22 protein-coding genes are annotated in these 24,157 nt (G+C 38.6%); 3 read left to right on the top strand and 19 right to left on the bottom strand.

What is annotated here, in order from left to right; all coding sequences use genetic code 11:
* Positions 1 to 131 precede the first annotated feature (131 nt).
* Positions 132 to 284 (top strand): YpzG family protein, encoded by a 153-nt coding sequence (locus AC1DEF_RS22410; RefSeq protein ID WP_014460817.1) that lies wholly within the window; start codon positions 132 to 134, stop codon positions 282 to 284.
* A gap of 43 nt (positions 285 to 327) precedes the next feature.
* Here AC1DEF_RS22410 and AC1DEF_RS22405 read toward each other — a convergent pair whose 3' ends face one another.
* The 3 genes from AC1DEF_RS22405 to AC1DEF_RS22395 form a co-directional block, all read right to left on the bottom strand.
* A complete protein-coding gene (locus AC1DEF_RS22405; protein WP_013082476.1) occupies positions 328 to 468 on the bottom strand; it encodes a hypothetical protein in 141 nt (46 codons plus the stop codon).
* Positions 469 to 538: 70 nt separating this feature from the next.
* Positions 539 to 1,882 (bottom strand): amino acid permease, encoded by a 1,344-nt coding sequence (locus AC1DEF_RS22400; protein WP_097823860.1) that lies wholly within the window; start codon positions 1,880 to 1,882, stop codon positions 539 to 541.
* 127 nt (positions 1,883 to 2,009) lie between these two features.
* Entirely contained in the window at positions 2,010 to 2,636 is a 627-nt protein-coding gene (locus AC1DEF_RS22395) for a LysE family transporter (RefSeq protein WP_080781608.1), read from the bottom strand.
* Between the two features lie 165 nt (positions 2,637 to 2,801).
* Here AC1DEF_RS22395 and AC1DEF_RS22390 point away from each other — a divergent pair, with 165 nt between their 5' ends.
* Entirely contained in the window at positions 2,802 to 3,038 is a 237-nt protein-coding gene (locus AC1DEF_RS22390) for a hypothetical protein (RefSeq protein WP_230184297.1), read from the top strand.
* 139 nt (positions 3,039 to 3,177) lie between these two features.
* Here the strand turns inward: AC1DEF_RS22390 and AC1DEF_RS22385 are convergent, their stop codons facing one another.
* From AC1DEF_RS22385 to AC1DEF_RS22310, 16 genes are all read right to left on the bottom strand, one after another.
* A complete protein-coding gene (locus AC1DEF_RS22385) occupies positions 3,178 to 4,026 on the bottom strand; it encodes an MBL fold metallo-hydrolase (protein ID WP_427076685.1) in 849 nt (282 codons plus the stop codon).
* Between the two features lie 151 nt (positions 4,027 to 4,177).
* Positions 4,178 to 5,617 carry an aldehyde dehydrogenase family protein gene (locus tag AC1DEF_RS22380; protein WP_097823863.1) on the bottom strand — a complete coding sequence of 480 codons (1,440 nt, stop codon included), beginning with the start codon at positions 5,615 to 5,617 and terminating at the stop codon, positions 4,178 to 4,180.
* A gap of 316 nt (positions 5,618 to 5,933) precedes the next feature.
* Positions 5,934 to 6,224 (bottom strand): putative quinol monooxygenase, encoded by a 291-nt coding sequence (locus tag AC1DEF_RS22375; protein ID WP_028408112.1) that lies wholly within the window; start codon positions 6,222 to 6,224, stop codon positions 5,934 to 5,936.
* 203 nt (positions 6,225 to 6,427) lie between these two features.
* Positions 6,428 to 7,093: a type 1 glutamine amidotransferase domain-containing protein gene (locus AC1DEF_RS22370; RefSeq protein ID WP_097823864.1), complete on the bottom strand. Its 666-nt coding sequence runs from the start codon at positions 7,091 to 7,093 to the stop codon at positions 6,428 to 6,430.
* Between the two features lie 258 nt (positions 7,094 to 7,351).
* Positions 7,352 to 8,572 (bottom strand): MFS transporter, encoded by a 1,221-nt coding sequence (locus AC1DEF_RS22365; protein WP_028408110.1) that lies wholly within the window; start codon positions 8,570 to 8,572, stop codon positions 7,352 to 7,354.
* Positions 8,573 to 8,927: 355 nt separating this feature from the next.
* Positions 8,928 to 9,392 carry a hut operon transcriptional regulator HutP gene (gene hutP / locus AC1DEF_RS22360; RefSeq protein ID WP_013056267.1) on the bottom strand — a complete coding sequence of 155 codons (465 nt, stop codon included), beginning with the start codon at positions 9,390 to 9,392 and terminating at the stop codon, positions 8,928 to 8,930.
* Positions 9,393 to 9,602: 210 nt separating this feature from the next.
* Positions 9,603 to 10,562, bottom strand: a complete 960-nt coding sequence (locus tag AC1DEF_RS22355) for an L-threonine 3-dehydrogenase (protein WP_016763582.1) — start codon at positions 10,560 to 10,562, stop codon at positions 9,603 to 9,605.
* 37 nt (positions 10,563 to 10,599) lie between these two features.
* Positions 10,600 to 11,790, bottom strand: coding sequence for a glycine C-acetyltransferase (locus AC1DEF_RS22350; RefSeq protein ID WP_477727548.1), 1,191 nt, complete (start codon positions 11,788 to 11,790; stop codon positions 10,600 to 10,602).
* 476 nt (positions 11,791 to 12,266) lie between these two features.
* A complete protein-coding gene (locus AC1DEF_RS22345) occupies positions 12,267 to 13,727 on the bottom strand; it encodes an MDR family MFS transporter (RefSeq protein ID WP_043979162.1) in 1,461 nt (486 codons plus the stop codon).
* 301 nt (positions 13,728 to 14,028) lie between these two features.
* Positions 14,029 to 14,463: a ferritin-like domain-containing protein gene (locus tag AC1DEF_RS22340; protein ID WP_013056263.1), complete on the bottom strand. Its 435-nt coding sequence runs from the start codon at positions 14,461 to 14,463 to the stop codon at positions 14,029 to 14,031.
* Between the two features lie 107 nt (positions 14,464 to 14,570).
* Complete coding sequence (locus AC1DEF_RS22335) at positions 14,571 to 16,136, bottom strand: glycoside hydrolase family 32 protein (RefSeq protein ID WP_427076681.1); 1,566 nt, start codon at positions 16,134 to 16,136, stop codon at positions 14,571 to 14,573.
* A 97-nt stretch (positions 16,137 to 16,233) separates the two neighbouring features.
* Positions 16,234 to 17,688, bottom strand: a complete 1,455-nt coding sequence (locus AC1DEF_RS22330; RefSeq protein WP_097823867.1) for a glycoside hydrolase family 68 protein — start codon at positions 17,686 to 17,688, stop codon at positions 16,234 to 16,236.
* 587 nt (positions 17,689 to 18,275) lie between these two features.
* A complete protein-coding gene (gene ggt, locus AC1DEF_RS22325) occupies positions 18,276 to 19,964 on the bottom strand; it encodes a gamma-glutamyltransferase (RefSeq protein WP_477727547.1) in 1,689 nt (562 codons plus the stop codon).
* A gap of 230 nt (positions 19,965 to 20,194) precedes the next feature.
* Positions 20,195 to 20,911, bottom strand: coding sequence for a YjjG family noncanonical pyrimidine nucleotidase (locus AC1DEF_RS22320; protein WP_477727546.1), 717 nt, complete (start codon positions 20,909 to 20,911; stop codon positions 20,195 to 20,197).
* Positions 20,912 to 20,947: 36 nt separating this feature from the next.
* Positions 20,948 to 21,640 carry a Crp/Fnr family transcriptional regulator gene (locus AC1DEF_RS22315; protein WP_097824372.1) on the bottom strand — a complete coding sequence of 231 codons (693 nt, stop codon included), beginning with the start codon at positions 21,638 to 21,640 and terminating at the stop codon, positions 20,948 to 20,950.
* A gap of 172 nt (positions 21,641 to 21,812) precedes the next feature.
* A complete protein-coding gene (locus AC1DEF_RS22310) occupies positions 21,813 to 23,186 on the bottom strand; it encodes an amino acid permease (RefSeq protein ID WP_043979177.1) in 1,374 nt (457 codons plus the stop codon).
* Positions 23,187 to 23,475: 289 nt separating this feature from the next.
* Between AC1DEF_RS22310 and AC1DEF_RS22305 the strand changes: the two genes are divergently transcribed.
* On the top strand, positions 23,476 to 24,090 hold the full coding sequence (locus AC1DEF_RS22305; RefSeq protein ID WP_477727545.1) for a LysE family translocator: 615 nt from the start codon (positions 23,476 to 23,478) through the stop codon (positions 24,088 to 24,090).
* Positions 24,091 to 24,157: the final 67 nt, after the last annotated feature.

Below are 24,157 nucleotides of genomic sequence, written 5' to 3'. Positions count from 1 at the left end.
ATGAATAGGCACTGCTTTTATATGTATGGTTAAAAGTGTTAGGTGTATTTCTTCTTTTTTACCCCATTCTATAAGAGAGATATTTCACCGCAAATATCTTGTGAAAGTATCCTATCCTTGAGGTGATTATGATGAATGATAAAAATCATGTAGATCAGCATTCAGAACTATTCCGCCACAACTGGACGAGACCGAAGCGTTCAAAGTCCCAAGTAAATGGACATACAGAGATGTCTCAAACGAACATCATCCTGCGAAGTAATGCAAAAGCTCATCGTTGGTAAGGATACACTTCAACAAAAAAAGACGCGAACGCGTCTTTTTTTGTTATTGGCCGTCTGCCCCGCTTTGAGTTATCTTGCGAATATGACCATCTTCATAATTATTTTCTCGTAGCGCTTTTGCTTTGTCATCTACTACTTGTTTTTGATCTACTTGTGAAGAAGGAGTCTGCTTGTTTTTTGGCATGATCATAACCACCTTTTATTTTTGTAATTGTACAACGTGCATAGTGTCCCTCATAAAGATTAAATATATGTTAGCTAGCGGCTTCTTCTTCTTTCCACTTATGGCGCAATTTCAAAATAACAAGACTTATAACAATTAAAAAGCCTAAGCTTGCAAAGAAACCTGGCCTGCTTGCAGATTCTAACAGCGTACCGCTTACCGCTAGCAGTATTAATAAGAGGCCAACAGCTTGTTTTACTTTATCCCAAACTGTTTGTTTGATTAAGCGATGAAAAGAAATTAAAATAAAGAACCAGTTATAAATCAGCATCAGTCCAGCTGCTGTTGTAATATACTCATAAATTTTCCCGGGCAATAGCAAGGAAAGAACAATAGAAACAACTAATCCCGCTGTTGTTAAAAGTAAAGCCGGTATAGGAAATTGCAGCTTTTTCTTTTTTTGCTTTGAAAACAATGCAGGAGCATCTCCATCTTCTGAAAGAGTGACAATCATCGTTGTTACAGAAAAGAAAGAAGCCGACATTGTTGAAAATCCAGCGATAATCATTGCTCCATTAAAAACATGAGGAAAAAATGGAAGATGGTATGTTTCTAAAGCCGTTATAAATGGACTTTGATTTCCATGAAAATCATGAAATGGCACAATTAAAATAGCTAAACTCAGTGAAGCGATATAAATAATTCCAAGGAGAATAAGCATACTTCTACCTGCTTTCGGTGCGTCTTCTTTTTTTTCCAAACGAACCGTCATGATCCCCATGACTTCGATTCCGCCGAAAGCATAAAAGGCATAAAGCAAAGCGCCCCATAAACCTAAAAACCCGTGGGGAAATACTTCACTTATCGTTCGCGGCATCCCTTGTTTGGCACCTTCGTCTAAAAATCCAAATAAAGCGAGACTAGCTAATACAATAAACATTAAAATGGCAGCCACTTTTGTGACAGCAAATACATTTTCCATTCGTTCAAAGCCTTTTGTTCCTATTAATACAACAGCAATGCCTAAAACAGCGTAAATAGAGGCAAAGACCCACAGTGGAATACCATCAAACCAAAAACGTGTAAAAAGAGATAAAGCAGTGAGCTGACTCCCCATGATCAACATCTCTGAACTCCAGTATACCCATCCGCTGCTAAAGCCTGCCCATCTTCCATAAGCCTTTTTAGCATAAGAGCGAAACGAACCTTTTTGAGGATCTTGAGCACTCATTTTAGCAAGAGCGTCAAATACAATAAATGTACATACTGCTGCTAGTAAAAAAGCAATTAATACAGAGGGACCCGTGGCTTTTATTGCAATACTTGATCCTAAAAAATAGCCTGTACCGATGATGCACCCTACTCCGATTAAAGACAGCTGCCACCATTTTAATTTCCCTTCAACCTGACTTCCGCAGCCTATTTTCTTTTTCATACTATCACTCCTTACACCTCGATGTAGTGTGTGATAGTTTGAAAAATTTATGCGCAAAAAGAGGCAGCTTTCTACTATTTTTCAGCAGATAGAAAACGCTTTAAATTCAATTCTGCTTTCTCTCCTTTTAAATAATGAATTGCTGTACGGCTTGCCAGCCGAAATATATACCAAATCCTATTAGAGAAAGGCCGGATATAACGGAAACTGCAGTCAAAAACGTCGCTGCTAAATACCTGCGAAAAGTGCTTGCTAAAGCTGCCATAGCAATATCCCAGCATAAAATCCCTGTAAAAATAGCACAGCTGTATAAAATAAGCTGTTCTGTTTCGTATGTATTAGCTGTTTTGGCTAAAACAGAGCCATAAATACCGAGCCAAAAAAGAATAGTAAGCGGGTTTGTTAATGAAATTAAAAAACCTGAAAAAAAACACTTTACGACCGAATCTCCTTTTGCGTTCCGATGCTGTGTAATTTTCCCTGCGCTCATTAACCCTTCAATACCGGTATAAATTAATACGAAGCATCCAAACGAAAAAAGAAACGTTTTCATAAAATCGCTGCTTAAAAAATGAACGGACCCAAAATAAACTACAAGCATATAAAGAGCGTCAACCGATGTTGCTCCTATCCCTAAGAACCAAGCATGTAAAAAGCCATTTTTGATTCCTTTATCAAGCTGAGCGGCGTTGATAGGACCGATTGGTGCGGCTAACGATAGCCCTAATAACATATAGCTGAAAAAAGCTCCCACATGCATCCCTCCCTGCTTCTGAGGTTTTATAAATTGAACTATGATAAATGTATGCAGCCTGCTTAGCTTGTACTACGTAATTTTTATTTTTTTCTAAATCCGTTTGTATACCTGCGAAAAACCAGCGCATGTTAACTGTAAATACTATACAGAAGGATGAGAGGCATGAATTCATACACTCATATTAAAGAAGCACTACAATTAGCTGAACAAGCTGTTTATCAAGGACAGATGAATTTGAATGGAGCTAATTTTCAAAATGCTCAAATGCATTTGAACATCGTTCAGCAGCAAATTAATGAACAAAAAGAAGCAACGTCTGACGATAAAGAATTAAGACGAATAGAAGAGCATTTAAGACATTTACGCGAAGCCCAGCAGGCTATTCAGCAAAATTTTTAATGAAAGTTAAAAATAGCTCTTTCTTACTTTTATAAGAAAAAACTAAAAAAGCTCTACGAACTCAGTGAGTTCGTAGAGCTTTTGATCTTCATCTGCAACTTTTAAGACCTGGGTAAAGATTAGAGTTATTTCTTTATTCTTATACATACTTTCCGTAATCCGGACGGGCAATTTTATCAAAGTTTTTAACAAGCTTCAATAAATTAGTTGAAAGCCATTCTCCGGAAACCGGTTTTCCATGTCCGGTCACCGCCACAGACGGATGAAGTGACTGAAGCACTTCAACTGATCTTTTGGCAGATGCCCAGTCCGTAGTTAAATAACGAGGAGGACCGCTAATCTCCAATTCTTGCTCTAGTACATCCAGTAAATATTCTTGCTTAGTGGTAACAAAAGCATCTCCTGCGATAAGTGCAAGATCCTGCTTTCTAAAAAGAGAAATATGTCCTGGAGAATGGCCCGGGGTGTGAATCCATTCCCATTCCGGCATATGAGGTACAGAGCCGTCGGCTGGTAAAGCTTGCACATGAGAGCCTAAATCAATGGCTTCCGTTGGAAATAGCGGAGAAAGCTTTGCCACGAGTCCGCCTTCCACTGTGCCATCTGGTGTAGGATAATTTTTTTCACCCGTCACATATGGAAGTTCAAGTGGATGTGCATATACCGGTATGTTCCACTTCTCCACTAGTTCAATAATAGATCCAATATGATCAAAATGTGCATGTGTCAGAATAATTGCTTTTGGTGTTTTTTCTTTTCCAAACCTTTCTTCTGCCTCTTTGATAATCATAGAAGCCGAATTAGGCATTCCCGCATCCACAAGTACAAAACTATTTTCTTTGTCTGGATTTCCTATAAAACATATGTTAACAATCTGCGTAGTGTAGCTGTAGATATCCGGTGCCACTTCGACTCCTTTTCCACTGGCTATAGAGCTCATGGGAATGAAACTTTCCGTTGATGAACTTCCGTGCATCTCTCTATTCAATTTATAATTCCCTCCTTTAACGTGTCACTTCATATATGTGATACACGTTTATGCTATCCACCTTTGCTTTGGTTATTCTTTTTTAACTGGCTCTATTTTAGGTATCCATAAAAAAAGAAAGGAGAAAAACTCCTTTCTTTTTTTACACCAATTATACTTTTGCCGGAACTTTAACGCCCATGATTGCTTTTGGCTCTAGATATTCTTCAATACCAAATGCTCCCCACTCGCGTCCAATACCAGATTGCTTAAATCCACCGAATGGTGCAGCTCTGTCTTGCTCGGCATCGTTGACGATAATTTGACCAGCTCTAATATTTTTAGCAACATAGTCAAGTGTTTCTTGGTCTTTTCCGACCGCATAGCCTGCAAGTCCATAAATTGTATCATTCGCAATTTCAAGAGCTTGCTCTAAATCCTCATACGTAATAATAGTTGTTACAGGTCCAAAGATTTCTTCTTGTGCAATAACCATATCATTTGAAACGTCGGTAAAGACTGTCGGTTTAACAAAGTATCCTGTCTCTAAGCCGTCTGGTTTACCCGTTCCGCCAGTAAGAAGTGTTGCACCTTCGTCCATTCCTTTTTTAATATAATCCTGTACGCGATCCCACTGTTTTTCTGCTACGAGCGGTCCAGTTACGTTGTCTTTATTTAATGGGTCACCAACTGGGAATGATGGTAGAACCTTCTTCACTGCTTCTTCAAATTTTTCTTTCATAGAGGCAGGAATGATAATGCGCGTTGCTGCCGTACATACTTGCCCTGTATTCATTGCAATGTGTGAAACTGCTATTTTAGCCGCTTCTTCTACATCTGCATCCTCTAATACAACTAGCGGCGATTTCCCGCCTAGCTCAAGCGCTACTTTTTTGATTGTTTTAGCCGCGTTTTGCATAATTTTCTCGCCTACAGCACCTGATCCTGTAAATGATACAAAATCAATGTCCGGGTGAGAACTAATACCGTCACCGATTGTGCTTCCTGTTCCGTTTACAAGGTTAAAGGCACCTTTTGGTACACCAGCTTCATCAATGATCTCTGCTAATATCATCGCTGCATACGGTGTAAGTTCTGATGGTTTTAATACCATTGGACTTCCTGCTGCGATAGCTCCTGCAATTTTAGTAGAGGTCTGATTTGTTGGGAAGTTCCATGGTGTAATAAGTCCGCTTACTCCAATAGACTCTTTCACGACCTTGTAGCTTCCATGATCTTTTTCAAATGTGTAATCTTCAAGTGCATTAGCTGCTTCTTTAAAGTGGCTAAGTCCCATTTCATAGTGAACTTCTTCTGAAATCTTTAAAGGAGCGCCAAGCTCTTCAGTCATAACTTCAATAAGCTCCTGTTTACGCTTTTCATATCCTTTTGCAATATTGCGAAGCATTTTAATTCGCTCTTCTTTTGTTGTTCTTGAAAATGTGGGAAGAGCTGCTTTAGCTGCTGCCACGGCTTTATCTAGATCTTCTTTTGTACCTAAGCTAATTTTACCAATTGATTTTTCAGTAGCAGGATTGATCACATCTGACGTTTCGTTTCCTGTTGATTCAATCCATTCGCCGTTAATAAAGTGTTTTAAATTTGTACGCATTGATTTGATCTCTCCTTTTAGTTTGTTAATTGTTGAACTATGTCATCTAGTTTTTATCTACCCGCCTGTCTGCTTCTCAAACACCGCTTCTATTATTTTTTGTTTCCTTCACTGCCTTACCTCTTTTCCAATCGGCGTTTCGCAGCTGACATTATTTTTCCTCATCGCTTACGCTTCTGCGTGATCTCACTAAATGAAACCTACGTTCACCATAACCACAAAAAAATCCGAACGAGTTTGATTCTCCATCAAGAATCTCGGTTCCTCGTTCGGATCTTCCTTCAACTAAAACACTTTTGTTCCCCTTCTTTTTGTATTAACGTACTTCTTGTAAACGATGTACCGCTCTGCTTTCAATTAACGGTTCTGTTTGCTGTCTGTATTGTTGATAGTGAGGTGTTTCAATGTGAGCTTCAACATCTTCTTGGCTTTTCCATTTCTCATAAAAAACAAATGTGCCTGCTTTGTCTGTATCCTGGTGGAGAGTGTATTGAATACATCCTTTTTCTTCTCTTGATGGTTTAATAACTTTTACTAACTCTGATCGAAGCTCTTCTTCTTTTCCTGGCTTGGCTTGCAAAATGGCGTTAATAATAATTTCTGACATCGTTTTTCCTCATTTCTTTAAAAATATTCTCCATAAAAAGCTTCCCTCTTTTTGAATTTATTACACTGACCATCATATTTTTTGTATGATGATTGATTTCTCTAGTTCAAGACGGCACAACATACATGTTATCCACATCGGTCTTTCTTGATACTGTTCATAAAAAAGCCTGTAGGCTATAAGCCTACAGGCTTTTTTACATCTTATTTCAATAAGTGTTTCACGACTGCTTTAGCTACACTGATTGTTGACTGAGGATTTTGACCTGTTATTAGGTTGCCATCTGCTTGTACATTATCTGCCCAGTTTGGAGCAGTTACTACATTTGCCCCAAGTTCACGCAGACGTGTTTCCAAAAGAAACGGCATGAAGCGGTCCAATGTTGTTTCACGTTCTTCATCATCTGTAAACGCAGCGACATCTTTTCCTTCGACCAACGGCTTTTCATCTGATAATGTAACACCTACTAAGCCTGCGGGTCCGTGGCATACAGCGGCTACTACTTTGTCTCCTTCGTATAGTTCACGAATTAAAGCGTGGAGCGTTTGATTATCTGGCAGATCAAACATTGTGCCGTGACCGCCTGGTAAGAAAACAGCATCGAATTTAGCACTGTCTGTAATGGTATCAAGTTTTTGAGTATTCTCTAGATGCTTAGCTGTATTTAAGATTTCTTGAGAAGTCTCCCCTTCAAGGCTGCGAGCATCCACCGGCGCTTTTCCTCCTACAGGACTTGCTACAGTAATCGTAAATCCAGCTTTTTCGAACTCTACGTACGCTTCACCAAATTCTGAAAGCCAAAGGCCTGTTGGATGATTTTCTTTCATTTTGTCAGCCGTTGTTACGACCATTAATATATGTTTAGACATAGTAACGTCCTCCTGTAAATAAAGATAGTATTTTCTGTTTCTGCCTTACACACCCTATTGTAAGAGAGGAATTACTATAATACAAATTAGAAAATATCTACTTATCCATAAATATTTTTATAGATAATGTGTCTTTGTTAATAAAGCATCTGCGAAAAAACAACCGTATATCTGAATTTATTTTTTATACACTCAAAAAAACCGCCCTTTTGAATAAGCGCGGTTTTTTCCAGAAAAGCATAGAATCTATCTTTTATTTTAAAGAGCAGATTGAGCGTTCATTTGTTTCACTTTCTTTTCTCCCGTTCTTTTAAGACTTACCATAAAAATAAACGAAATACAGTACAGCCCCGCTAAGTACGTCATCGCTACTGTCATATCATAGCTTTGCAAAAGATAGCCGACAAGAATGGGGGATAACCCTCCGAGCGCTCGCCCAAAGTTAAAAATGGTGTTCGTTGCAGTGCTGCGCACTTCTACTGAATAGTGGCTGCTGATCAATGCTCCGTATCCCGCGAACATTCCGTTTGAGAAAAATCCGACCACAGCTCCTCCTATAAGCAGCCCTGCACCTCCTTCGGCATACGAGTATAAAAATACCGCACAAGCTGAAGCAAGAAGAAAGATTCCAAAAGTACGTTTCGATCCAAAACGGTCCATAAATTGACCAAATGTTAGCATGCCTATAATCATTCCAACGGCTGTACTGATTGTCCAAAGAGCTGAACTTGAAACAGAGAGGCCTTGTGATTGCTGAAGCATAGATGGAAGCCATATCATAAGTCCGTTATAGCCTGCAATTTGGACTGTAGCCATCACTGCCAGCGAAATAGTCGTCATCGCCGTCCTAGGCGTAGCGAATAATTGACGAAGCTTACCATTATTTTTAACAACCGCTGTTTTCTCTTTTTGAGCTTGTAGCCACTCAGGAGATTCGTTTAAATTTTTTCGTACGATAAAAGCAAAAATGACGGGGATGATTCCCACAAAAAACAGCGCTCTCCATCCGAAAATCGGCAGGATCAGAGAACTTAAAAGCGCCGCAAGGATCACTCCAAATTGTGCGCCAATACTAACATAGGATGAAGCTCGTCCTTGCTTATGTTTCGGCCACGCTTCTGCTACAAGAGCCATACCGATCCCGTACTCTCCTCCAGCCCCAATTCCGGCAATAAATCGCGAAGCATACACTTGTTCAACATTTGCTGCAAAACCTGTTAATGCCGTTCCGACTGCAAATAGAAGAACCGTGTAGGTAAAAACCCGCACTCTTCCAAATTTATCTGCTAAAATTCCGAAGATGACTCCACCTATCAGCATTCCTATATTCGTAATAGAAGAAATAAGTCCACCTGTTGCTAAATCAATGTGAAATTCAGCAATAATCATTGACATAGCAAACGAGATAAACATAATGTCCATCCCTTCTAACGTCAAACCTGCTACTGATGCTACAACTGTCTTGTTACGATAATTCATGTTGTCCCACCCTCCAGTGTATTCTTTCCGTATCAACGCTCTTTCTTTTTTGAAGGAATGGATAAATAACATATCTCCATTCTCTTTTGAAGCCTCTCTGGACTTCGTTTAAAAGAGGTAAGTAACACATAAAAGCCCTTTTGTCGCAGAGGGCAAAAGGGCACAGATAGGCATAGAAGCAGTAAATGAGTGATCCGTCCTTTTCGGCCTCTCTGGACCGTCTTAAAGGCAGTTATTATATTAATTATTATGTTAACACGCCGCACAGAACCTTTCAATAAGAAAAATATCTTCTTTAAAGCAGCTATGTACATCTTTCACTTTTTACATACACACTATTTCGTTCATTATTTTTTCAAATATGGTTAAAACCAAAGCCTAATGTATCATGTTCAAAGCCTTTTTTAGGCGCACCTATCGTTCCATACACACAAACGCTAATCCATTCGTCGCTTGATCCTGAAAACTCAATTTTTCCGCGCACGATTGAAAATGTGAGTCCTACCGTCCGTAAAATATCACCCAGCTGCAGCGTTCCTCGACTAACTCCTTGAATGGCTTCAAGTATAGCATGATAAAGAGCGTGAACTTCCCGGTACGACTGGGCATTAATAATTTTGTTTGTCTTGGCGCTCGTTTCAATTGCCGCCACGACTTTAGACAGCTCCATCGCTCCGACTTTTCCTACTGTGTAGCTGTATCCTCTCTCATTAATTTCCTTTTCAATACCTTCAGCTAGTTCCGTATTATGTAAAAGAACGAGTAAAGATGTTAATCTTCCCATTGAAAAATCATTAACTTGTTGAAATTTATTGCTCAACTGTCATTCCCTCCCTTCTATCCCCTTATTATTTTAACAGACGGTACCTAAAAAGGTGCTGATTATTCAACGAACGAGCGCTCACTTAAAGGATTAGGAGATCTATGTGTATTGTCCAACACTGTTACGAAGTAGAACTTGCATAAACAAGGAACCCACCTTTTAGTAAGCGCTTACTTTATTTTCAAAGAAGAAATCATTTTTCTCTACTTACGTTAAGACAAGCTGTGATTCAACTTTTAACTTTCCCAGCATCTCTCTCGTCATTTTTTCTAGGTTATATTCTGTTTTAAATCCCCACTCTTCTATCGCACAGCTGGAATCTATATGGTTAGGCCAGCTTTCAGCAATTGCTTGTCGAACAGGATCTACTTGGTAATTCAGAACAAATTCCGGAATCGTTTTTCTGATTTCAGTCGCCATTTGTTCTGGATCAAAACTCATGGCAGAAACGTTAAATGAATTTCGGTGCTTAAGCTTAGAACCATCTGCTTCCATTAGTTGGATAACAGCATTTAATGCATCAGGCATATACATCATATCCATATATGTTCCTTTGTCAATATAGGACGTATATCGCTTATGCTTAACGGCTTCATAATAAATTTCAACAGCGTAGTCCGTTGTTCCTCCACCTGGAGGCGTTACGTATGAAATTAAGCCTGGAAAACGCAGCCCTCGTGTATCTACTCCGAATTTATGGTGGTAGTAATCGCAAAGTAATTCACCCGCTACTTTATTAACACCATACATCGTGGTAGGACGTTGAATTGTATCCTGCGGCGTCCAGTCTTTTGGAGTCGTTGGACCAAATGCACCAATTGAACTTGGAGTGAAAAATTGACACTGCAGCTCGCGTGCTACTTCGAGCGCGTTTACTAATCCGCCCATATTTAGATTCCAAGCTAGAAGCGGTTTTTGCTCGGCTGTCGCTGATAACAGCGCAGCCAAGTGAATAATCGTATCAACTTTATGCTTTTTAGCGATCGTAAATAACGCAGTCTGATCCGTTACATCTAAAATCTCGAATGGACCTGAAGTCACGACATCGCTCGTCGTTTTGCGAATATCGGTGGCAATAATATTTTCTGAACCATATATCTCTCTCATTTTCGTCGTTAACTCAGAACCGATTTGCCCTAAAGAACCCGTTATTAATACTTTTTTCATGTCAATATCCTCCTCGTGTACTGCCTAGATTAAACGTTTAGATTAATTTCATTTCCTTGCCTACTTGTTTGTAGATACGAAGTGCTTCATCTAACATTTCTTTCGTATGAACAGCCGTCGGCATATTGCGAACGCGTCCTGTCCCTCTTGGAACGGTTGGGAAAACAATTGATTTAGCGTATACCCCTTCTTCTATTAATCTCTCACTAAAAATCTGCGTTTGGTTTTCATCTCCTATGATGCACGGAGTGATAGGTGTTTCACTTTCTCCAATGTTAAAGCCTAGTTCTTTTAGTCCTTGCTTTAAATACCGACTGTTTTCCCACATTTGCTGCTGCAGCTCTGTACTTGTGCTTAGGATTTCAATTGCTTTTATACAGGCAGCAGCCGTGCCTGGTGTAATAGCAGTCGAAAACAAAAACGGACGGCTTCTTACTTTTAACCAGTCGATTAAGTCTTTTTTTCCGGCTACGTACCCACCTACAGCTCCAATCGCTTTTGATAATGTTCCAATCTGGAAGTCTACTTTTTCAGATAAGCCAAAATGTTTGACTGTGCCCATGCCGTTCCCTAATACGCCCGACCCGTGAGCATCATCTACGTATGTGATTAAGTCAAATTCCTCTGCGATTTCTACAATTTCCGGAAGCTTAGCAATGTCTCCATCCATTGAGAATACACCATCGGTAATTACCATTATTTTATTATATAAACCGGATTTTTGTGCTTCGCCCGCTTTTGCACGAAGATCTTCCATATCTGAATGCTTAAAAGGAATAATTTTTGCTTTTGATAGCCGGCATCCGTCAATAATTGAAGCGTGATTCAGCTCATCTGATAAAATCGCATCATGTTTATCCATAACCGCGGAGATGGCTGCCATATTACAGTTAAAGCCAGACTGATAAGCTATAGCTGCTTCTGTATGCTTAAACTCGGCTAGCTTTTCCTCCAGCTTAATATGAATATTTAGAGTTCCATTAATCGTTCGGACAGCTCCAGCCCCCACTCCGTATTTTTCAGTGGCTTCGTTGCACGCGTTAATAAGCCTCTCGTCTGTAGCAAGACCCAAATAATTGTTGGATGATAAATTAATTAATTGCTTTCCCTCAATTTGAATCACAGGTCCGTTTGGCCCCTCTACCGGATTAATGACATTGTATAATCCTTTATCTTTTAAATCTTCTAAATTATTATTCAAGAATTCTTTTAAACGTCTGCTTGTCATCTTCCATACCCCCTCATTGTTGTTCAACACGTCTTATAAATTTCTCTTTTCCCCATTAAAAGATTAATCTAAGCACTTACAGTATATGAGTTAAAAATCAAGTGTATTCCTGAGAAAGACAAATGTTTCTTTTGAAAGCGCTTAAAATTCAATGCTTATAGAATTCATAATAATAAACAACTAGGTAAATGTCCATACTAAAAAAACAAAAAATAAAAAATTTTCTGCATTGATAAGAATCCTTCTTATTATGAATGAGTTTACGGGAACGTTATCAGACAATATCTTTTTTATTTTCTTTCTTTGATAATTCTTCTAAGGAAGAGACTGATATATAACGAAATCAATCCACTCAATAGCTAAATATGTGAAAGCTACATTCACCATACCTATAAAAAATCCGAACGAGTTTGATTCATAATCAAACTCGTTCGGATTATCCTTCAACTAAACTGGTTTTGCAACAGCCTCTTTCGTTACTTTTGCATAGATATAGTCTTTATTTTTTTATGTTCGTTTTTTACTAATAAGCATGAAACAGCAAAGCTTAGTAATGCAGCTAAAAACGTTCCACTGTAAATAATGTGCACACCTGATGCAAGAATTTCATGCAGCTTTGACAGTTCTTCTGCTGGTACTCCGCCTGTCTCAAACGAAGCATTTAAATTCTCTTGCCCTAATTTCTTTGCTTGTGAAAGTGTCACTAAATTAAAGATTGTACCAAACACCGCAGAACCTAGCGTTTGACTAAATGTATTTGTAAACGTATTAAGAGCCACCGCTACTCCTCTTTTGCTAGCCGGGACCGATGATTGAATAACTAGCATAAAAATAGGCGTAATAATACCCATTCCTAACCCAAGGACCCCAACGGCTACATAAATTAAAAATACGGGTGAGTGAGTGGAAACTAAAAACAGCATAAAACAAGCCGTACTTACAATTGCCGTGCCCAGCGTAAGGATGGAGTGCGTTTTAAGACGCCCTACTAAATTCCCTGAAAGCAGTGAACCAATCGTCCAGCATACTGGCATAGGCATTAATACAAAACCAGCAGCGGTTGCACTTTTCCCCAGCACTCCTTGACTCCAAATTGGAAGGTAGACCGTAATACTAATAACTACTGATCCCACAAGAAGTGTTAATAAGTTTATAACAGATACACTTCGAATGGAAAACAGTTCAAGCGGGATAAGAGGTTCGGGAGATTTCTTTTCTATATAAATAAAGCCAATGAATGTTAGAACAGCTAGAACAAATAACCCTATAATGGTCGGATCTCCCCAGTTTTGATGCTGACTTCCGGTTAAAAGCGCGTATAAAAACGCAATTGTTCCCACTGAAAACGTCACCGCTCCAATATAATCGATATAGCGTTTTTCTTTTACCACTTCTTCTTTATAGTTTACTAAAAGAACAAAAAAAGCCATTAGTCCAAACGGTATATTTAAAAAGAAAATATAGCGCCAAGACAGCGTATCCACTAAGAATCCTCCAAGAAGAGGCCCGAGAACTCCCGCAACTCCCCAAACTGCGCTAATCCACCCTTGCGCTTTGGCTCTTTCTTTTGCTTCTTCATACAAGTCGCCAATAATAATCATTGTAAGCGGCATAACGACCCCGGCGCCCAGCCCTTGGATCGCTCTATAGACAATTAATTGCTGCATCGAAAAGCTAAGTCCGCAAAGTATCGATCCGATTAAGAAAATAATGATTCCAACAAGCATAACTTTTTTGCGGCCGAATAGATCCGCTAACTTTCCGTATATAGGTGTAGATACAGCAGTTGTCAGCATATAAATGGCATATACCCAGCTAACTAGCTCAATGCCCGACAAATCACTTGTAATTCTTGGAACAGCCGTACTGACAATGGTTCCTTCCATTGCAGCTAAAACAGTGACAAGCAGCAGCGCTGTCATGATTCGTTTCCTCATCTTTCTCTCTCCTTGCAACTGCGGGCATACCATGGTTTTTCTTATAGAAGATAAAAGCGGTTTCAATATACGGATACCCTTTTAGCCTTTATATGTATGTGATGCCCCGCATATAGTTGCTGCCATATGCAGCCAAATAATTATTTTACTATAAATTTTTCCAAAGCGATAGATAATTTCAAAAATATGACTTTCCTCTCATTGATAGAAACATGCGTACATGATGTTTTATTTCCTTTTTAAATTGCAAAAAAGCACCCCGTAACACCTGGTATGGGATGCTTTTATATATTTTGTATGATCAACTTAAGCGGGGATCTTTTAATAAACGTTCCATTTCTTCCATATGATTTGTTTCATCTGCAATCATATCTTCAAGCTTTACAACAAGCTCTGTTAACCCTAACTCTTCCGCTTGTTTTTTACGCTCTTCGTAGCGCTGGATAGTTTCTTTTTCAGCCTTGCTCGCTTCTTTAAGCATTTCCGTTACGTTTGAGACGTGCTTCACCTCAGCTGGCTTTGTTGTTGGCTCACCGCCAAGGTTTTTGATTTTTTCTGATAAATAAAGAGCATGTCCTTGCTCATCAGGAATTTCTCCTTCAAAGAAAGGTTTTAAAATTTGATATTCTAGGCCGGTTACTGTAGACGCATAGTAAGTGTACTGAATAACCGCCGAATATTCACCCGCTAAATCGGTATTAAGTCCCTCTATTAGTTGTCTCATTTTCTCTTCCATTTGAATAAACACCCTTTCATTTGCTGTTAGTAGACATGTACCCTTTCTATCTAGTCCTAAACCACAATAAGGCGATATTCTGCTCCTTCTTTTTAAAATTAGGGAAATTACTGAAGAGGGCGAAGATGTTTGATTTCTATATTTTTAAAGAGAGACGTTCCTCCTTGAGAGAAAAGCGTAATTCCTTGGTCGTTGTGACGCGGAAACACCTCGCTAGAATGCACGGTTTTTCCATCATCAACAAAGACTTCAATGCTTGATTTATCTACCAATATCTTCAAATGAACATTTTTCTTGCCTGCATCAAAGTAATCACGGCTTTCCACATACTTTTTGCTTTGATCAGGCTGATTGCTATAGCTTCTGTTCACATATGAGACGTTATCTTTTGCAAAAATGCCCACATCAATGTGCCGCTTTTGATCTGCGGACTCTCGAAGTCGTAAGCCTACATTTTCTGCATCTGACCATGAAATATCTGTATCAAGCTGATAAGCTTCACCTTTTACCTTTAACTTTTTCTCTCCGTTTACTTCTACTTGTTCAACAGAGTTTGTTGAATCAGTTAGCTGATTTAATTCTTCGACAGGCTTTGATAACAGGCTGTACTGATCGTCTTCTTGTTTTGAAAGCTTAATTTCCCGGGTTACTGAATCGAAGCCGTTAAACCCTTCTTTCATCGTTGGCGTCTTATCTGGATAATCCCAGTTGTTCATCCATGCAAAAGCGTAGCGTTTTTCTAAGGAACCTTTATTTTTACCGTCTTCAAACGTTACTGCTCCGTACCAATCGAAACCATGATCGAGCCATTGCGGCTCGTCCATATCGGGAGTGAATGTTGTTCCATCGTAATTTCCTGTCCAATAAGCATAGGTGTTTGGCTTTCCGCTTTCTTTTCCATTTGCACTTGTCCCGAGAACCCACTTAACTGTCCCGTCATCTGCCTTCATTTGAAAAAGATCTGGACATTCGGTAATGCCAATGTCTTTAGTTACAAATCCTCCCGTATACGTCCAATCCTTTAGATTAGAAGATTCATAAAATCCGATTTTTTCACCTTCTGACATGACGAGAACCCACTTGTCATGTTCATTATCCCATATGACTTTGGGATCTCTAAAATCTTTGGTGCCTGGATTAGGCATGATAGGATTTTTGCTATATGATTTAAAGGTTTTTCCTCTATCGGTACTATACCATAGATACTGTTCTTGCTTTTGTCCATCGGCAGAAGGCTGGGTCATAATGGCTACAATTGCGTCTTTACCAAAGCCTGCTGTGTTATCTTTATCCTCTACAACGGATCCGGACCATATATCGCCATTTTTATTTGTATACTTTGGAATAGCTACTCCTTCATCTTTCCAATGAACCAAATCTTTAGACGTTGCATGTCGCCATTCCGTCCCGTTCCCTTTAGGATAATCATGATTGTATAAGTAATAGTAATGATATTTCCCGTCAAAATAAATGGGCTTTTGAGGATCATTTTTCCATTTATCAGGCGTACTAAAGTGATACACCGGGCGATAAGTGGATTCACTTTTATTCTCTTTTTCTTTTCCTTGGTCTTTTGTATCCTCTTTTTTGGATACGGCTGTTATAATAAGTCCGGCTATTATAACTAAAAGAACGGCAAGCGTTATCCATTTATAAGCACCTTTTTTCTTCAAACAAACCCCAACCTTTCTCTTTTTTGTCTACATCGAATAAAACAAAAGAAAATGGTGATTACAATCACCATTTCCTTTTATTGCTATTGCAAAGCGCTCAGTCTTCATCTACTGTTAACTGACCTTGCTCAAGAACACGATCTTTTACAACAGATGTTTTTGAACCGTCAATGTTCACTAAGAAGCTTGGTGCAAATGTAGAGTGGTTGTCTTCATAAAAGCCTCTATTTGTCATGTAGCTTGTAATAACGACATTATCGCCTTTTGTTTGAGGTACAGCAAAGTGAGAATACGTGAATGTTTTATCATTAGGATCTAAATCCATATGAAGAACTAATCCTGTATCATTTAAAGGCTTATATTTTCCTGTTAACGTATTTGAAACATAGCCTAGCATATACACATCATCTTGTCCGATTCCATCAATCGTCATTTTAGATCCGCGAGAATCGGTGAACAAGTACCATTTTCCATCTTTTTTGAAAATGTTTGCACGTTCAATTTCGTCTGTAACTGTGTTTGATGTAATAAGCGGCTTCATTACTTTTTTGAGCGTATAGTCATCATTTAACTCAATAATGCCCAAAGCCCCGTTTGCTAAAGAAGCTTTTTCTTTATTAGATCCTTCAAGAAGCTTTTTCTTTTCAGATTGGAAGAAAGGATTGTTCCCTCCGTAGTATGCTCTGTTATATAGAGAGTCTTCGCCTTGATAGCCATCTTCTGTTCCTGTGTTAGCTTCGAAAACAAGGTACTTATGTCCGTTGTCTTCTATGTAATGAGGATCTCTTAGCGTATGGTTATCCCCTGTGTCATAACCGCCTTCATCAATAAACTGCTGAACCGTTTGATAAATCTTTCCGTCACCGTCAAAGATTGACTTGTAATCTTCTACTCCATCAACTTTTAACGTATTATCGTTTGGCTGAGACATGTTCACTTGAGCTGTCGTTAACGTTTGTTTTCCGTATTGTTTACCTGAATAATCCGTGTAGAACAAACGAACTTTACCATCTTTTGTTAACGTGGCAGAACCAGACCATTCTTGTGTTTGATTTTTAAGATGCGGGTCATTTGGAACGAATTTATCGCTGTCTTTAAACACTCTTCCAGCGTTTTTCCAGCTATCAATTGATTTGTCTCCAGCTTTTTTATAGAAAAGATAAACAGACGTGTCATTCGAATCTTTTGGATCACCTGCTAGGGCAAAAACAATTTGATATCCATGATAAGTCGCTACTGTTCCATCAGCATTTTGTAATGGCCAGCTGTCCCATACATCTAAGTCAATTGTATTTCCTGATGCATTTTTTCCTTTAGCAGAAGCAATGTTTTTAATAGTTGATTCATCAAAAGCAGGAACTTTAAACTGATCACTGTTTTGCTGCTGTGGAATTTTCACCATATTATCGCGAGTAATATGCGAAATTCCGTAGCTATTATTAAAGTCTTTGCTGTCGTTTCCTTTAGCAAATGTTTGATATCCCCCGCCTACTAGTAGGGCTGCAGCCAATGTAGCAGCAGTTGTATGCTTAGCAACTCGTTTCATTTTCATATGTTTTCTCCTTTTGTGTTAGTAAAGAATATAAATTTATTAATTCAATTAGCTATCAAAAATCCGAAAACAGAACCGGTTCCGTTCAACCAAAAGATTACTTGGATAAATGACGAAAGTCAAACATGCCAAATGTAGCTATTTCTCATTTTTATCTTTTTCCTTGAGCTGTAACTAGGACCAAAGTTTACGTGTAAGGGCCTTTTTTATGTAACCGTTTTTCCAACAAAAGTGTAAGGCTTTTTTTATATTTCAAACCACGATTTCCAGCCGTTGCGTTTTATACTTTCTACATGATTAAACACTTTATCTTTCCAGCATTGAAAGCGCTATTCCGTTTTCTATACTTTCCGACCATTCTGTTTTCATCAATCTCTTGAAAAATCAGTACTTTTTTTTATTAGTCGGACATGAAAACGTTCTATTCTTTTTCCTTTCTAAAGATTAGAATGATAATAATAAAGGTCTAAAGTATGTTTTCAGAAAAAAATATTCCTTCTTTTTACCTACTCATTTTTATCTTTTTTAATGCATTATACGCTCTCCCTTTTGTAAAAAGGGAGAGCGTATAATGCATTTTTTGAATATTAAGAGTCTAAGCCAGTTGCTTTTCCTTCACGGCTGGAATCAGCTGCTCCAAATAAACGGCCGGTTTCTTTATCAATTTGAATACCTTGAACATTTCCGATTGGAAATGGCTCATCTCCAAAATTAAATCCCATGGCTTCTAGCTCTCCTTTGGCATTCATATCCACTCCGGCTTCCCAACCGATAAGTGATCCTGTACTATTAAAAATTCTTGGTTCTTCAATCGCTTCTTTTATATCCATTCCATAGTCTAAGACATTCATAAGCGTTTGAAACACAGAGCCTACAATCGTTGGTCCGCCTGGAGACCCTAAAGTGAGTACCGGTTCGCTGTCTTTAAAAACGATGGTTGGGCTTTTACAGCTAACCGGACGCTTTCCTGCATCCGCTTGATTTAACCCTCCAGGAATAGCATCAAAATCAGTAAGCTCGTTATTGAGTAAAAACCCATGGTCTTTAACCATAATTCCTGTACCAAAAGGATGTTCCACAGTTGATGTACAAGCGACAATATTACCCCAGCGGTCAACTACCGTGAAGTGAGTTGTTTCACTAAGCTCACGTTCAGGTTCATAAGGCTGACGTACAACGTTCAATTTTTGGCCTTTCTCGTAATCCCACGGGTTGCCAAAATCAACTTTTTCATTTTTATGCTTCCAATTAATCAATTTTTGACGTTCCTTTATATATTCATCATTTAAAAGCCCTTTTAATGGAATATCACTGTAGGCTGGATCTCCAGAGAATGCAATTTTATCTGAAAATGCAATACGCATAGCTTCTGCAAACAAATAATACTTTTCCCAAGATTTCACATCGTACTGAGACACATCAAAGTCCTCTAATAGCTTTAAGATTTGCAGCACGGTAGTTCCTCCTGCACTAGGCATGTTGGAAGAAGCAATCCGGTATCCTTTATAATCTCCCCACACGGGCTCATCGATCTTAATCTGGTATTCTTTCAAATCCGACAGTTCCATAAAACCGCCGTGCTCTTTGATCGTTGAAATAATGGCTTCTGCAATTTCACCTTCATAAAAAGCCTCAATACCTTTTTCTTGAAGAATGCGGAAGGTTTTAGCCAGATCTTTTTTATTAATCATATCTCCTTCTTGCATAGGCTTGCCGTTTGGAGAATATAGCTGCTTAGCATGTTCTCCTAGTCGATAGGCATATGTTTTTAAAATATCTCCAAGAACCCAGTTTGTTTCCACACCTGCTTCTGCTGCTTTGGCAGCAGGTTCAATCAATTCAGCAAGGGGTTTTGTTCCATACTCTTTACGAGCTGCTTCCATCGCCTTTAAAATCCCTGGAATTCCAATTGCCGTTGCATGAGTAGAACGCTTTCTAAACGGAATAACTTCTTTATTTTCATCAAGAAACATTTCAGGATAGGCTGCTTTAGGAGCCTGAGAATGCCCGTCAAAAATTTTAGTTGTTTTGCTTTCATTGTGGTATACCATAAAAAAGCCGCTGCCTCCAATACCCGTCATCATCGGCTCTCCAACGTTGAGTCCAAACTGAACGGCAATTGCTGCATCAATTGCATTGCCTCCGGCTTTTAGCACTTGTTCTCCGGCGTCTGTTGCAATTGGATGAGCACTGGCTACCATTCCTGTTTTTCCAACCGCTGTTTCTCTTCTATATGAACTCTTTCCTGAACGAGATAAACTTTTGCCATTAATCATCTTTTACGACCTCCTAGTTACTTACTTTATCTGGGGTATTGGTAAAATACCCTATTGCTTTTGGGATAAAACTGTTTAAATTTGTATTGATTACTTTAACCATCCTATTTATAGACCAATATCCCTAGCGTATTTTAAGCCTTTGAAAGCCGTAAAATAGAAAAAGTGCCAATCCTTTTTGTTCTAAAAAAAGGTTAGCACTTTTTGCGTTTTCTAACGTTTATACACTTTTACACTTGTACCGAAGCTACTTCATTATTTACGTTCAGCAGGTCATAAAGCTCTAGAAGTCTTCCTATTTCATAGGTTGAATTCCAATTTGTATCATTCTTTTTTTTCTGAGGATTAAGCCAGCACGTGTCAATACCCGCCAGCTGCCCGCCTTGAATGTCTGCACTCAAAGAATCTCCAATAATTAATGTTTCATGTACGGACAACTCTGTTATACGTGAAAAAACATAATCAAAATATTCCTTCATAGGCTTTTGAAAGCCCGTACCTTCTGAAACAAATACTTCTTTAAAATAAGGATATAGACCTGAGTCCTGAAGGCGCTTATATTGCGTAGCCGATACGCCATTTGTAACAACATATAACTCATAGTGACAGCTCAGGTTTTTAATTACCTCAAACGCTCCGTCAATGAGCTGATGGCCATTGTTCAAATATGTTCGGTACTCTGTTTCAAGTAGCTTTCCGTCTTTTTCTATTCCATATTCTTTACATAGAGTAGAAAAGCGGGTATTTACAACTTGCTCACGGCTTATTTTATTTTCTTCAAAAGCTGTCCATAATCCCTGGTTGATCAAACTATAACGTTTTTTGCTTTCCTCAGTCAGCGGAATATCGTGGTTAGCAAAAAGAAGCTGTAAAGCCTGCTCTTCGGCTGCGTTAAAATCCAAAAGCGTATTATCAATGTCAAATAGCAGCGTTCGGTATGTTTTCATTCTTCTCTCTCCCCTTCAACTAATCTATTGCTTTTTCTATTCGTATATATTGTCGTTTGCTAGACAGCTCAGTTTTTCCTTATCTTTGAGAATAATGGAGCCTTTCTTTTTTTCAATAACTCCTTGCGCTACAAATTTCTGAAGAACACGATTTAAATGCCGGTAAGTCGTTCCGATTAAATTAGCTATATCTTTTAAGCTTTCTGTTTTTTGATTCATAACCAAATGCGATTCTTCACAAAAAATAGAGAGTAAGTAACTAGCCAGCCGCACTTCAACTGGGTACATTAAATTAAAGCTTAGCGAGTTCGATTTTGCGCAAAACTTTTTTGTGAGCATTTCCAATAAAAACGTCAGCAGCTGTGGATCCTTGCTCGCATGCTGTTTTAATCGTTTGTATGGTATACCAATAACAACTAAAGGTGAAACGGCTTCAACCGTATTCATAATATCAACATCTTGTACGTACTCAATATCACCTATTACTTCCAGGGGCTGTTTAAAAGAAAGAACAAGCGTCTTGCCTTCGGGCGATATGGTATAAACTTTAACCTTGCCTTTCATCAATATGTACAAACAGTGGGACGCATCTCCTTGAGAACAAAGACGTTCCCCTGCGTCGACATCATACAGTGACAAATGCGGTAGTAACTCTTTTTTGAAAACCGACTCTAATTTATAAGTATTTATATACTCCATCAGCTGTTTCTCACTTGTAATTTCCCTCATGTTTTCCTCTCCATCATAACGGTTTCTTTTATTAAACAATAACATTTCCTAAAATAAAAAGGACATATGTCTCAAATAAATTTTTAATTTTTACGTTATGTTCATAGCTCACTTTCAAGATAAATATATACACAAAAAAGACTCCAGCTTGTTCGCTTAGAGTCTTTTTTTGCTAAACGCTCTTTTTATTTCTACCGTATCCAACGTAAATAAAGACGCCAATCAGCATCCAGCCGATTGAATACATCCACGTTTTCATTGATAAGTTGAACATGAGAAAGATACAGCAAAGAATAGCAATAATCGGAATAAATGGTACAAAAGGTACTTTGAAACCGCGCTTTAGGTTAGGCTGAGTTTTTCGCAGAACCAAAATCGAAAATGAAACGGCAGCAAACGTGACAATCGCTAGCATATTCGCTAAATCTGCCAGCTGTTTTAAATCAACAAAACCAGCTACAACAGCGCCTAACGCGCCCACAAGCCATGTGGATATGACAGGTTCGCTGTTTTTTCGGTTTACTTTCGCAAAAAGAGACGGCAATAATCCATCATGGCTCATTGACATCAGTATGCGAGGCACGACAAACAAATAAGCAAATACGACGGCCATAATACCAATAACCGCTCCTATAGATACAATGAGCGCTGCCCATTCTTGTCCTACGCTATTGAGCGCATATGACAACGCATCACCTACGTTTAGCTCTTTATAAGAAACCATTCCTGTTAATACTAATGCAATTACTACGTAAATGACTGCACAAACACTTAGTGCAATCAAAATGCCTAGCGGCAAGTTTCTTTGCGGATTTTTCACTTCTTCTGCCGAAGTAGAAATGGCATCAAATCCGTTATAAGCAAAAAAGACGGAAGCTGCGCCTGCAAAGATTCCTTTCACACCAAAAGGAGTAAATGGGTGCCAGTTATTTGTATGAATAAAAAAGACGCCGACGGCTACAAATAAAAGAACAATACCTATCTTGATTAAAACCATTAAGTTATTTATTTTTTTACTTTCTTTTACCCCTCTTGTTAATAAAAACGACATGCACAGCACAATAAATACCGCAGGAAGATTAATAATACCTCCACCGCTTGGTATGGCCGTGAACGATTCAGGAAGTCTAATACCAAATTCAGTAAGCACATTATTCACATAAGATGACCATCCGCCCGCTACGGAAGCTAAAGATACCGTATAGCATCCCACGATGGACCACCCTATCAAATGCGCTACAAATTTTCCTAGTGAAACATATATGTATGTATATGCGCCTCCTGAACTTGGAATAGCTGAACCAAATTCTGCATAACACAGCGCAACAAGAATACAGGCTACTGCAGAAATAACAAAGGAAATGGAGACCGAGGGCCCTGCATCCCTCGCGGCAACTAACCCTGCTATAACCAGAACTCCTGTCCCAATAGTTGCTCCTACTCCCATCAAAATCACATCAAATAACCCTAGTGTCTTAGTTGATTCTTTTGCCGCATTTTCCTCTAACAGCTTGTTAACATCTTTTTTTGCAAACAGATTACTCATGATGACTAACCTCTCTTCATCTCATTACGAATGACTACTTTTTAGTGGTAGATCTTTCTATATATGTAACAGTGAATCATTTTACTACATTTAATTTTCTGTGTAAAATAATTTAGTTTTTGAACTTTTTAATGATTAAAATAAATTTGCTAGTGATGTTTTTTATAACATCATTATGATGTACCCGAACAGACTAAAAATATGTGTTAATAACTTTCTCAAAATTGGCTTCATTCACGATTGCTTTTGTACTATACTAAAGAAAAACTTCTTAGGAGCTACTTAAAAGATGAACTTATTTTATTTTCTAAAGGGGTTAGTGATCGGCTTTTCCGTTGCTGCACCCGTCGGTCCCATTGGTATTTTATGTATTAATCGCACGTTATCTAAAGGGCGATTACACGGATTTGTATCTGGTCTGGGAGCAGCTACAGCAGATGCTCTTTATGGATGCATCGCTGCGTTTGGCCTAACGTTCATTACAACCTTTTTACTAACCCAAAAGATTTGGCTTCAGCTGATTGGGGGATTATTTTTATGTTATTTAGGTGTACAAACTTTTCGTTCTCGACCTGCAGAGCACGCTGCCGCTGCTAAAGGAGAAGGTTTGCTTCGTTCTTATACATCCGTTCTTTTTTTAACGGGTACGAATCCAATGACGATCTTATTTTTTATTGGCGTATTTTCTGGTGTAGGCATTAGTAAATCAGCATTTGATGCTGCTTCTGCTTTGACAATGGTTGCAGGCGTATTTTTAGGATCGGCCTGCTGGTGGCTTTCGCTCAGTTTTGCTATTAGTCTTGCCCGTTCGAAGTTTACGAATAACAGCTTAATCTGGGTAAATCGTATTTCGGGAGCGGTTGTACTGACTTTCGGGATATTTGCGTTATACAAATTGCTATAAAAAGTCATTTGTCTCCTTTTCTGGGGACGAATGACTTTTTTAATAGAAAAGAATAATCTTAAAAAAT

This window comes from Priestia sp. 10L35, assembly GCF_056395685.1.
This window is presented reverse-complemented; position numbering and strand designations above follow the sequence as displayed.

Coding starts and splice junctions, on each gene's coding strand:
- AC1DEF_RS22410 (WP_014460817.1), top strand. CDS start 132: ATGAATGATAAAAATCATGTAGATCAGCATTCAGAACTATTCCGCCAC.
- AC1DEF_RS22405 (WP_013082476.1), bottom strand. CDS start 468: ATGCCAAAAAACAAGCAGACTCCTTCTTCACAAGTAGATCAAAAACAA.
- AC1DEF_RS22400 (WP_097823860.1), bottom strand. CDS start 1,882: ATGAAAAAGAAAATAGGCTGCGGAAGTCAGGTTGAAGGGAAATTAAAA.
- AC1DEF_RS22390 (WP_230184297.1), top strand. CDS start 2,802: ATGAATTCATACACTCATATTAAAGAAGCACTACAATTAGCTGAACAA.
- AC1DEF_RS22380 (WP_097823863.1), bottom strand. CDS start 5,617: ATGCGTACAAATTTAAAACACTTTATTAACGGCGAATGGATTGAATCA.
- AC1DEF_RS22375 (WP_028408112.1), bottom strand. CDS start 6,224: ATGTCAGAAATTATTATTAACGCCATTTTGCAAGCCAAGCCAGGAAAA.
- AC1DEF_RS22370 (WP_097823864.1), bottom strand. CDS start 7,093: ATGTCTAAACATATATTAATGGTCGTAACAACGGCTGACAAAATGAAA.
- AC1DEF_RS22365 (WP_028408110.1), bottom strand. CDS start 8,572: ATGAATTATCGTAACAAGACAGTTGTAGCATCAGTAGCAGGTTTGACG.
- AC1DEF_RS22355 (WP_016763582.1), bottom strand. CDS start 10,562: ATGAAAAAAGTATTAATAACGGGTTCTTTAGGGCAAATCGGTTCTGAG.
- AC1DEF_RS22350 (WP_477727548.1), bottom strand. CDS start 11,790: ATGACAAGCAGACGTTTAAAAGAATTCTTGAATAATAATTTAGAAGAT.
- AC1DEF_RS22345 (WP_043979162.1), bottom strand. CDS start 13,727: ATGAGGAAACGAATCATGACAGCGCTGCTGCTTGTCACTGTTTTAGCT.
- AC1DEF_RS22340 (WP_013056263.1), bottom strand. CDS start 14,463: ATGGAAGAGAAAATGAGACAACTAATAGAGGGACTTAATACCGATTTA.
- AC1DEF_RS22330 (WP_097823867.1), bottom strand. CDS start 17,688: ATGAAAATGAAACGAGTTGCTAAGCATACAACTGCTGCTACATTGGCT.
- ggt (WP_477727547.1), bottom strand. CDS start 19,964: ATGATTAATGGCAAAAGTTTATCTCGTTCAGGAAAGAGTTCATATAGA.
- AC1DEF_RS22320 (WP_477727546.1), bottom strand. CDS start 20,911: ATGAAAACATACCGAACGCTGCTATTTGACATTGATAATACGCTTTTG.
- AC1DEF_RS22315 (WP_097824372.1), bottom strand. CDS start 21,640: ATGAGGGAAATTACAAGTGAGAAACAGCTGATGGAGTATATAAATACT.
- AC1DEF_RS22310 (WP_043979177.1), bottom strand. CDS start 23,186: ATGAGTAATCTGTTTGCAAAAAAAGATGTTAACAAGCTGTTAGAGGAA.
- AC1DEF_RS22305 (WP_477727545.1), top strand. CDS start 23,476: ATGAACTTATTTTATTTTCTAAAGGGGTTAGTGATCGGCTTTTCCGTT.